This window comes from uncultured Catenibacterium sp. (genome assembly GCF_900540665.1).
Lineage (GTDB): Bacteria > Bacillota_I > Bacilli_A > Erysipelotrichales > Coprobacillaceae > Catenibacterium.
Genome location: NZ_UQGV01000079.1, coordinates 1 through 10,160, shown reverse-complemented (window position 1 = coordinate 10,160; position 10,160 = coordinate 1). Strand labels below are relative to the sequence as shown.

Below are 10,160 nucleotides of genomic sequence, written 5' to 3'. Positions count from 1 at the left end.
GCACGTACGGTTTGATAAGGGGCTAGCCTAGTGATAGGTTAGCCTACTTTCTTACGCTCTAGAAGTCTATTTCAGAAATATCTAAATCCGACGATGAATCCTTATCGTCTTTTTTCATTAGAGAAAACTGAATATCATCAATTCGGTTAGAAATAGACTCTAGATTATTAAGAATATCCTCTAAAACTTCATCTTCCTCAAGTATTACTGGTTCATTACCATCATCAATAATAAGTTTAAACACCTTACTCATATTATTTACCATCCTTTTTAATGCTTGTGTAATAGAAGGTTGTATCTTCGTTTAATAGTGAATAACCTTTTTTGGTTGGGATATACGAAAAAGAGCTGTAACGCTCAAGGTAGTAGTAAATACCATCTATTCGTTACAGCCCCTTGAGGGCAAAATTTATTTTGTCCCTTTTTTATCTATCCCAATTAGTTTGTTCGTCTTCTTCAGTAATAGGACGTATTACTTTGCAAGGATTTCCTACCGCAACACTATTACTAGGAATATCCTTTACAACAACACTGCCTCCACCAATGACAACATTATCCCCGATAGTGACTCCAGGCATCACATGAACACCTGCACCAATCCAGACATTATTGCCTACTGTAATAGGATAAGCATACTCTAGTCCTTGATTTCTACGTTTTGCATCAATTGGATGTCCTGCAGTATAGAATCCACAGTTTGGTGCAATAAAGACATTGTCTCCAAAAGACACTTCTGCACCATCTAGTATTACTGTATTATGATTCGCAAAGAAGTTCCTTCCTACCTTAATGTTATAGCCGTAATCACACCAGAACGGTGCCATAATACAAGTAGAATCATCTATAGGTCCTAATAATTGATGGAGCGTCTTTTTTTTGTTTATTGTATCAGATGGCATGAGTTGATTAAATTTAAAGCATAGATCTTTCGCATAAGCTCTTTCTTTGAGTAAAGTGTGATCATTATTTGCATCATAAAGCTGCTGATTTATCATCTTCTGTTTCTCTGTCATGATAATCCTCCGTACATGTATAATACATTATATCTTTTAATTCTGAAAGAAAGTATTGGGCAATATTTGAAAAGTAATGATATCTCTTCCAGATGACCATGGATTGGTCAATAAGAGGTGGTGATAAACGTTTAAAACAGAGAGAATCATCACGAATACAAGACATATAATCGAGGCCTACACAATACCCAATATGATTCTCAGTCAATAATAACCCATTATTAATAAGATTATAGGTTGCTACAATATTTAAAGGTTCTTTATTGGAATTTGCCCATCCATGAAACTTACTAGAAATCATATCCTGATTACTTAAAATCAGGGGACGTCCCTTTAAATCCATTGGTGTAATAACATCTTTGAGTGCAAGAGGATCGTCTGCCGGAAGATAAACGCCCCATTGTTCATAAGTAGACAAAGGCATGAAGTCATATTTTTCTAAGTGGTTCTGTCCTACGACGACTCCAAACTCCACTTCATCCTCATCAATCATGCATTCTACTAACTCTGCATTTCCACTATGAAGATGAAAACGGAGATGGGGCTGTTTCTCATTGATCTTCTTAATAGTCTTTACAATAAGAGCCATACTATTACTTTCTGGACAGGCAATATGAATATCACCAGAAAAGATTTCTGGGTCTGACAGTTCTTCTTCTATTACTCTTTTAAGACGAATCATCTCTTCAGCACGTTTCTTTAATAAACGGCCTTCACTTGTTAATTCTACATGACGGGTATCACGTCTAAATAGTGTAACATGATACTGGTCTTCTAGTTCCTTAATCTGCCTAGATAAGGTAGGTTGTGTAATATGCAGTTCCTGTGCTGCTTTAGAAAAACTCTGCAATCTTGCAACAGTTAAAAAGTAATTCAGTGTACGTATTTCCATAATAGCCCCCTAATTGTATTATATATGCCTGAAACGTATAAATATACATAATTATTAAGTAATTTTAATTATAAAAATTATTCGTATAATAGTGGATGAAATAAAGGAGGAAGATTATGAAAGCAATAGAAACAATTTTTCCAGTATTTTTTATGATTTTTTTAGGATTACTTTCACGTATTAAAGGATGGATCACACCAGAACAGAAGGAAGGCGCCAATAAAATTGTCTTCACGATATTATTCCCTATTATGATCTTCAATGTCTTATTTACATCACATATAGAAGCACAGGCTATTTCTATAGTCTTATATGTACTTGCCGCATTTTCAATGGCTCTTATTATTGGTTTTCTTGTAAGAAATATTACAGGTAAGAAATGGGCGCATTTCTCACCATTCTATATGACTACTAATGAGGGAGGTAATGTCGCACTACCTCTTTATACATCTATTGTAGGAATGGCTTATGCCAAAAATACTGTTATCTTTGATATTGCAGGGACAATCATGGCTTTTATTATTATTCCTATATGTATTGAAAAGATGACCTCAGAAACAACAGATATAAAAGTATTACTTAAGAAGATTCTTTCTAATTCTTTTGTGATTGCTGTCGCATTAGGACTTATTCTTAATTTTACAGGATGTTATAACTATCTTATGACAACATCTTTTGACACTGTATATACAAAAACTATTGCCCAGGCAACAGCACCAATAGTCAGTATGATTCTTTTTGTTATCGGATATAACTTGAAGATCAAGAAGGATATGATTAATTCTCTAATTAAACTATTAGGAATTCGTTTTATTGTTTATTCTTGTATTATTGCAGGATTCTTTGTATTCTTCCCATCACTTATGCAGGATAAGACATACCTTATGGCTGTACTTATTTACTATATGTCCCCTACAGGTTTTGCTATGCCTATGATTGTAGAAAAAATGAATAAAACAGAAGAAGATGCTGATTTCCAGTCCGCTGTCTTATCATTGGGAATGATTATCACATTAATTGTATATATAGGGGTTGTACTATTTATTGCATAGACAGGATTTCCTGTTTTTTTTCTATATCATAAATGTATAGCGGATATATCAATTAAACGTTTTTATGCGAAAAAACTGTTTAAATAGAGGGGCTGTGGTATAATAGATAGGAATTAAAACAAGTTTATAAAGAAGGAGCTCACCATGAAAAAATTCATTATTGATCCAATGGACCTATCTGTTGAAGAAATTGATGATTTAATTGCACTCGCAAACGATATCATCAAAGACCGTACACGTTATCAGGACGTATGTGCCCATAAGATTCTTGCAACACTATTCTTCGAACCTAGTACACGTACAAGACTATCTTTTGAAAGTGCTATGTTATCACTTGGAGGAAATGTATTAGGATTCCCAACTGCAAATGTATCTAGTGCTTCTAAAGGAGAAACAGTATCAGATACAATTCATGTAGTTAGCGGTTATTGTGATATTATCGCAATGCGTCATCCAAAGGAAGGTGCTCCAGTTGTGGCTTCATCAACTTGCACTGTACCTTTAATTAATGCAGGAGATGGAGGACATAATCATCCTACTCAGACATTAACTGACTTATTAACTATTCAAAGAGAAAAAGGCACTCTAAAGAACCTAACAGTAGGTTTCTGTGGTGACTTGAAGTTTGGACGTACAGTGCATTCATTATTAAAGGCTATGTCACGTTATGAAGGTACTAAGTTTGTTTTCATCTCTCCAGATGAATTAAAACTTCCTGAATACTTAAAAGAAGACATTCTTGATCCAATGGGAATTGAATATAAAGAAGTACGTAGCATGGAAGAAGTTATGCCAGAATTAGATATTCTTTATATGACAAGAGTACAACAGGAACGTTTCTTTAATGAACAGGACTATATCCGTTTAAGAGATACTTATATCTTAGATGAAGAAAAATTGCAGACTGCCAAGAAAGATATGATTATTATGCATCCACTTCCACGTGTCAATGAAATCAAGACTGAAGTCGATGCAGATCCAAGAGCTGCTTATTTCAGACAGGCTCATAATGGACGTTTTATCCGTATGGCATTGATCTTAAGCTTATTAGGATTACAGAATGAGGTGGAAAGATTATGAGAATAGACAGTATTAAAAATGGTATTGTGATTGACCATATTGCAGCTGGTAAAGCAAAGGAAGTATATGATGCTCTTGATCTAGATAAGTTAGATTGTCAGGTTGCAATCATCATGAATTGCCGTTCTAATAAGATGGGTAAGAAAGATATCATCAAGATTGATAACGATTTTGATGTTGATTTAGATGTATTAGGTTATATTGATCCTAATATTACTGTTTCTATTATTAAGAATGGTGTAACAGTAGAAAAGAAAAAATTACAGCTTCCAGAAAAAATCATTAATGTGGCTAAATGTAAGAACCCAAGATGTATTACATCTGTAGAAAGAGATTTAGATCAGGTGTTCTATCTAGCAAATAGAGAGAAACGTATCTATAGATGTTATTATTGTGAATCTAAGGCTGAGAAGAAGGACTAAGTCCTTCTTTTTTCATAATTTGGTATTTAATAGTATGCTATTGACATTGAATTGAAAGTGTACTATCATTCTAATGCGCAGAAGGAGGTAAACTGATGAGAGAAAGTGAAACAGTAGGCTATATTAAGCATATTAATGACTGTTTAAAGAAGCGTGCAAATAATTCTTTAAGAAAAGAAGGATTAACTTTAATGCAGTCCCATGTTTTATTGAAATTACAGGACGCACCTGATCAGAGGATGACCTTTAAAGAGATTGAGAAGGATTTACATGTAGCTCAATCAACTACTGCGGGACTTCTAGGAAGACTTCAGGAGAAGAATCTTATTCATTTTTGTGATGATTCTAAGGATAAGCGAATTAAAGTTGCCTGCTTAACACAAAAAGGTGAAGGCCATTGTGCACAGGCAAAAAAGAATATGGCTGAATCCAATCGTCTCATGATGAAGGGATTAACACAGGAAGAAATGGATACTTTAGCTGAACTTCTGAAAAAGGTCTATTCAAATCTAGAAAATGAATGAAAGGGGAAAAAGAATGAATATAATTCGTGTGCTTAAGAAAAGTATTCGTGAATACAAGAGAGATTCTATTTTGACACCTATTCTTGTTGCATTTGAAGCCTTAGTAGAATGTATTATTCCACTAATGGTTGCTAATCTTGTCAACAAAATGCAGAACGGATGTGATCTATCTGTTATTTTGAAATATGGTGTGATACTTATTATCATGGCTTGTTTCTCACTTCTATTTGGGGCTCTTGCAGGTATTACTGCAGCCAATGCATCTGCAGGTTTTGGTAAGAACCTACGTAAAGACTTATTTATGGCTGTTCAGAACTTCTCATTTGAAAACATTGACCGTTTCAGTGCTTCATCACTTGTAACACGTATGACAACAGATGTTACTAACGTTCAGATGGCTTATATGATGATTATTCGTACAGTTGTACGTGCTCCACTTATGTTGATCTTCTCATTGGTCATGGGATTTATTATGGGTGGTCGACTTGCGTTGATCTTCTTATTTACTATTCCAGTACTTGGTATTGGTCTAGGTCTTGTTATTAAGAAGACAATGCCTTTGTTTAGAAAAGTATTTAAGAAATATGATAACTTAAATAACTCAGTACAGGAAAATATCAATGGTATTAGAGTTGTGAAATCATTTGTACGTGAAGACTTTGAAATGAAGAAATTCAACGAAGCTGCAGAAGATGTATGTGCTGACTTCACAAAAGCAGAAAAGATTCTTGCATTAAATAACCCAATGATGCAGTTCTGTCTTTATGTTGTAATGATCTTTGTACTTACTTTTGGTTCTTATTTGGTTGTTAATTTTGGTGGAGCTATTATTCAGGTTGGACAGTTGTCTTCATTACTTACTTATAGTTTCCAGATTCTTATGAGCTTGATGATGTTATCAATGATTTTTGTAATGGTGACTATCTCTATTGAATCATGTGAACGTATTGTTGCTGTATTAGAAGAACAGCGTACAATTTCAAATCCAGAGAAACCTATCTATGAAGTAGAAGATGGTTCTATTGATTTTAATAACGTATCATTTAAATATTCTAAGCGTGCTGATCGTTATGCTCTTGAAAATATTAATCTACATATTAAATCAGGACAGACAATTGGTATTCTAGGAGGTACTGGTTCTTCTAAAACATCACTTGTAAATCTTATTTCACGTCTATATGATGTGACTGAAGGTGAAGTGAAAGTGGCTGGTGTAGATGTAAGAGATTATGACTTAGTCACTTTAAGAGATGCAGTCTCTGTTGTATTACAGAAGAATGTCCTATTCTCAGGTTCTATTAAAGATAACTTACGCTGGGGTAATAAAGATGCCACAGATGAAGAAATAGAAGAAGCATGTCATCTTGCTTGTGCAGATGAATTTATCGAACAGTTCCCTGATAAATATGATACACATATTGAACAGGGTGGTACTAACGTTTCTGGTGGTCAGAAACAGAGATTATGTATTGCACGTGCATTACTTAAAAAGCCTAAAATCCTAATTCTAGATGACTCTACAAGTGCTGTAGATACAAAAACAGATGCCATTATTAGAGATGGATTTAAGAAGTTTATTCCTGAAACTACAAAAATCATCATTGCACAAAGAGTTTCAAGTGTACAGGATGCAGATCAGATTATTATCATGAATAATGGTTCTGTTGAAGCAATCGGTACTCATGATGAACTTCTTGCATCTAATCCAATTTATCAGGAAGTATACTATTCACAAAACAAAGGAGGTAAACAGGATGAAAAATAATCGTGGTAATAAGAAGAACACATTTACACGTCTTATTAAGACACTCTTTGAATTCTATCCTGTTCTTCTACCTATTATTATTGCATTAATTCTTTTTAACTCAGTTGTCAGCTCTATTCCATCTGTTTTTATGCAGAATATCATTGCTGTTATTGAGAAATACTGGCGTACTAAGAACTGGGCACAGGCACAGGTCGAAGTATTTTCATTTGTTTCAATTCTAGCAATCCTCTATATTCTTTCATTAATTGCATCATTTACATACAACCGTTTAATGGCTGTCGTGACTCAAGGTTCTTTAATGAAATTCAGAGAAAAGATGTTTGCAAGAATGGAAAGTCTTCCAATCCGTTATTTTGATACAAATGCACATGGTGATATCATGTCTATTTATACAAATGATACGGATACATTAAGACAGCTTATTTCTCAGTCATTACCTGCATTGATGCAGACTTCTATTGTACTTCTAACAGTATTTTGCATCATGATCTACTATAGCTTCTGGTTGACTGGGGTTGTATTAATTGGCTGTGTTATCATGTTCTTTATTACTAAGAATTTTGGTTCTAAGAGTTCAAGATTCTTTATTAAACAGCAGCAGACTCTTGGTGCAACTGAAGGTTATATTGAAGAAATGATGAATGGGCAGAAGGTTATCAAAGTATTCAATCATGAAGAAGATGCAATCGCAGGGTTTGATAAAGTAAACAATGCCTGGTTTGAAGCATCTAGAAAAGCCAATACATTTGCGAATATCTTGATGCCTGTTCTTCATAACATGGGTAATATTCTTTATGTATTAATTGCCTTAACAGGAGGTGTTCTTCTTTATCTAAAGACACCAAATGTATCTTTATCTGGTATGGCACTTAATATTTCTATCGTTGTTCCATTCTTGAATATGACTAAGCAGTTCACTGGTCAGATTGGTCAGATTTCTCAGCAGATCAACTCTGTTGTTATGGGTCTTGCAGGGGCTAGTCGTATCTTTGGATTATTAGATGAAGAACCTGAATTTGATGAAGGTTATGTTACTTTAGTGAATGCTAAAGAAGAAAATGGTGAATTAGTAGAAACGACTGAACGTACTGAAATGTGGGCATGGAAACATCCACATGAAGATGGTACTGTGACTTATACAAGACTTGAAGGCGATGTAGAAATGCATGATGTAGATTTCGCCTATAATCCTAATAAGATGATTCTTCATAACATCACATTATATGCAAAGCCTGGTCAGAAAGTAGCCTTTGTAGGGGCCACTGGTGCTGGTAAGACAACTATTACCAACTTAATTAATAGATTCTATGATATTGAGGATGGTAAGATCAGATATGATGGTATCAACATCAATAAGATCAAAAAGCCTGATTTAAGAAGATCACTTGGTATTATCTTACAGGATACAAACCTCTTTACTGGTACAGTTATGGATAATATCCGTTATGGTTATCTAGAAGCGACTGATGAACAATGTATTGAAGCTGCAAAGCTTGCTGGTGCTGATGATTTCATTACTCGTTTACCAGATGGTTATAACACAATGTTGACTGGTAATGGAGCAAGTTTATCGCAAGGTCAAAGACAGCTAATTGCGATTGCAAGAGCTGCTGTGGCAGATCCACCTGTTATGATCATGGATGAAGCGACATCATCTATTGATACACGTACAGAAGCGATTGTACAAAAGGGTATGGATGCTTTAATGAAGGGACGTACTGTATTTGTTATTGCACATAGACTTTCTACTGTACAGAATTCAGATGTAATCATGGTATTAGATCATGGTCATATTATTGAACGTGGTTCTCATGAGGACTTAATTAAACAGAAAGGTCAATACTATCAGTTATATACTGGAGCATTTGAACTAGAATAAAATGAGCATGCCTAGATGGCATGCTTTTTGAGTGTCTGGATAATATTATGAATGATTTGATGGGCATCTTCATGATAGTAAAGATACAAAGAAGAAGTCTTATTTGTAGGGGAAGAAGATAAGTACTTACAATAAGGACTCTGATCCATGAACTTCTGTAAGATGACATAACCTTCTTTCATACAGGCTTTTAAAAGTAATTGTTCTATTTCTGTATCTATATTCTTATACTCTGTAGATGTATCATAGAGTAATGGAAGAGATTCTAAAGATGATAATGCTTGACGAGAGGGTATGTTTTTAACAAAAGAGAAGGTCCTTTTAGGAAATTATTTTCCATCATGATAATAAGATCCAGATCTCTCTCATTAAACATTTGAATAAGCTCTGTTCGTCTATAAGCACGATACTTTAATTCCGTTTTACCTCATGTTTTTTATGGTTTTCTCTCCAAAATACAGTGAACAGCGGTTGAATTGCACCACCTATTTTGATTTGCCTGATTTCTTGGCACCGTTTTGGCACCGGAGAATACTCAAACCGATTCTCTTCTGTAGATACTAGATACTTCTATACCAACTTTATATTGCACCGGCAATTTTTAACTATTACAATCGAAACATGGGTGCTACCGTAACGGTAGGCGGTTAGTCCTTCTCCAGAGGGACTGTGACCCTCTGATTACATAAAAACCTGTAAAGGAATCCAGTGGAAAGGAGGGCTAAGCCAATGAGTATTATTGACTTTATAGCAGTAGTATGCTTCGGCTTAACCTGCTTTAGTATCGGATATACATTAGGCAAAGATAATCATAAACCACAAAAATAACCGCCCTGGTCTGGTAAACTAAGCGGTTATCTTTGATGATATTCTAAATAGTAAAACGGACTAACCGTCTATCGGTAGCACTCTTTTTCTATAATCATATTAGCACGCATCTGTGGAAATGTCAAAAATTTTCTTCTTTCTCAACTATATCTATTTCCATACATTTTTACAACCTATTTCAAGTGTTCCTCAAAAATTAATTCGAGTTCCTTATTCCCTCTCAAGAATTCATACTCTTTCTTATTTTCAATTTCCGAATACAATTCACGAACAAAATTTTTTCCAACTCCCGAAAAGGCTTTTCCCTGTGCAGTATCTTCATACCTGTAATACAAAGGGGATTGTGTCATATTCCAAGGCTTCTGTGATTCACTTAATAATTGCTTAATTAACTGAACACATTTTTCTACATCTTTTCGATATCCAGCAATCAGCAGATATGGCACTGTGTTGCCGTAATTCCATAGTCCAAACAACGATATCATGTGATCTGTAATCTCAGCAATTCTCTCTGCTTTATCATGATTTCCTGTTTCTTCTTCCATTTCAATTAACTTATACAAGTAGCTTTGAATATTGACAACTGCCTGTAGCAGTTTCCCTTCCAGGAATAACGCAGCAGTGTCTGTTCCTTCCTGATGTGCTAATACACTTGTTTTCATAATCGTTGCATCAATTACAGTATCAGGAATTTTTTTCAAA

General features: G+C 34.5%; 10 protein-coding genes and 1 pseudogene. 6 read left to right on the top strand and 5 right to left on the bottom strand.

The window, feature by feature from the left end; translation table 11 throughout:
- Positions 1-58: 58 nt before the first annotated feature.
- From QZQ55_RS09500 to QZQ55_RS09490, 3 genes are all read right to left on the bottom strand, one after another.
- Positions 59-253: a hypothetical protein gene (locus QZQ55_RS09500; protein WP_295092787.1), complete on the bottom strand. Its 195-nt coding sequence runs from the start codon at positions 251-253 to the stop codon at positions 59-61.
- A gap of 172 nt (positions 254-425) precedes the next feature.
- Entirely contained in the window at positions 426-1,013 is a 588-nt protein-coding gene (locus QZQ55_RS09495; protein WP_295092785.1) for a sugar O-acetyltransferase, read from the bottom strand.
- Complete coding sequence (locus QZQ55_RS09490; protein ID WP_295092784.1) at positions 973-1,905, bottom strand: LysR family transcriptional regulator; 933 nt, start codon at positions 1,903-1,905, stop codon at positions 973-975. The genes QZQ55_RS09495 and QZQ55_RS09490 overlap by 41 nt, the downstream gene beginning before the upstream one ends.
- 116 nt (positions 1,906-2,021) lie before the next feature.
- Between QZQ55_RS09490 and QZQ55_RS09485 the strand changes: the two genes are divergently transcribed.
- The 6 genes from QZQ55_RS09485 (at position 2,022) to QZQ55_RS09460 (ending at position 8,630) form a co-directional block, all read left to right on the top strand.
- Complete coding sequence (locus QZQ55_RS09485; protein ID WP_295092782.1) at positions 2,022-2,957, top strand: AEC family transporter; 936 nt, start codon at positions 2,022-2,024, stop codon at positions 2,955-2,957.
- Positions 2,958-3,101: 144 nt separating this feature from the next.
- The gene (gene pyrB, locus QZQ55_RS09480; protein WP_295092781.1) at positions 3,102-4,037 is read left to right on the top strand and encodes an aspartate carbamoyltransferase; all 936 of its coding nucleotides are present in this window, start codon (positions 3,102-3,104) and stop codon (positions 4,035-4,037) included.
- Positions 4,034-4,459: an aspartate carbamoyltransferase regulatory subunit gene (locus QZQ55_RS09475; RefSeq protein ID WP_270398375.1), complete on the top strand. Its 426-nt coding sequence runs from the start codon at positions 4,034-4,036 to the stop codon at positions 4,457-4,459. The genes pyrB and QZQ55_RS09475 overlap by 4 nt, the downstream gene beginning before the upstream one ends.
- A 95-nt stretch (positions 4,460-4,554) precedes the next feature.
- Positions 4,555-4,983: a MarR family winged helix-turn-helix transcriptional regulator gene (locus QZQ55_RS09470; protein ID WP_270398376.1), complete on the top strand. Its 429-nt coding sequence runs from the start codon at positions 4,555-4,557 to the stop codon at positions 4,981-4,983.
- A gap of 13 nt (positions 4,984-4,996) precedes the next feature.
- On the top strand, positions 4,997-6,748 hold the full coding sequence (locus tag QZQ55_RS09465; RefSeq protein WP_363128275.1) for an ABC transporter ATP-binding protein: 1,752 nt from the start codon (positions 4,997-4,999) through the stop codon (positions 6,746-6,748).
- Complete coding sequence (locus QZQ55_RS09460; RefSeq protein WP_187011545.1) at positions 6,738-8,630, top strand: ABC transporter ATP-binding protein; 1,893 nt, start codon at positions 6,738-6,740, stop codon at positions 8,628-8,630. The genes QZQ55_RS09465 and QZQ55_RS09460 overlap by 11 nt, the downstream gene beginning before the upstream one ends.
- 11 nt (positions 8,631-8,641) lie before the next feature.
- On the opposite strand, the gene QZQ55_RS09455 is transcribed toward QZQ55_RS09460, so the two are convergent.
- Positions 8,642-8,812 (bottom strand): hypothetical protein, encoded by a 171-nt coding sequence (locus tag QZQ55_RS09455; RefSeq protein WP_195921331.1) that lies wholly within the window; start codon positions 8,810-8,812, stop codon positions 8,642-8,644.
- An 819-nt stretch (positions 8,813-9,631) separates the two neighbouring features.
- Positions 9,632-10,160, bottom strand: a pseudogene (locus QZQ55_RS09450) (XRE family transcriptional regulator); the annotation flags it as partial.

Bases quoted from the DNA above. Each gene is read 5' to 3' on its own strand.
- QZQ55_RS09500 (WP_295092787.1), bottom strand. From the start codon at position 253: ATGAGTAAGGTGTTTAAACTTATTATTGATGATGGTAATGAACCAGTA.
- QZQ55_RS09495 (WP_295092785.1), bottom strand. From the start codon at position 1,013: ATGACAGAGAAACAGAAGATGATAAATCAGCAGCTTTATGATGCAAAT.
- QZQ55_RS09490 (WP_295092784.1), bottom strand. From the start codon at position 1,905: ATGGAAATACGTACACTGAATTACTTTTTAACTGTTGCAAGATTGCAG.
- QZQ55_RS09485 (WP_295092782.1), top strand. From the start codon at position 2,022: ATGAAAGCAATAGAAACAATTTTTCCAGTATTTTTTATGATTTTTTTA.
- pyrB (WP_295092781.1), top strand. From the start codon at position 3,102: ATGAAAAAATTCATTATTGATCCAATGGACCTATCTGTTGAAGAAATT.
- QZQ55_RS09475 (WP_270398375.1), top strand. From the start codon at position 4,034: ATGAGAATAGACAGTATTAAAAATGGTATTGTGATTGACCATATTGCA.
- QZQ55_RS09470 (WP_270398376.1), top strand. From the start codon at position 4,555: ATGAGAGAAAGTGAAACAGTAGGCTATATTAAGCATATTAATGACTGT.
- QZQ55_RS09465 (WP_363128275.1), top strand. From the start codon at position 4,997: ATGAATATAATTCGTGTGCTTAAGAAAAGTATTCGTGAATACAAGAGA.
- QZQ55_RS09460 (WP_187011545.1), top strand. From the start codon at position 6,738: ATGAAAAATAATCGTGGTAATAAGAAGAACACATTTACACGTCTTATT.
- QZQ55_RS09455 (WP_195921331.1), bottom strand. From the start codon at position 8,812: ATGAAAGAAGGTTATGTCATCTTACAGAAGTTCATGGATCAGAGTCCT.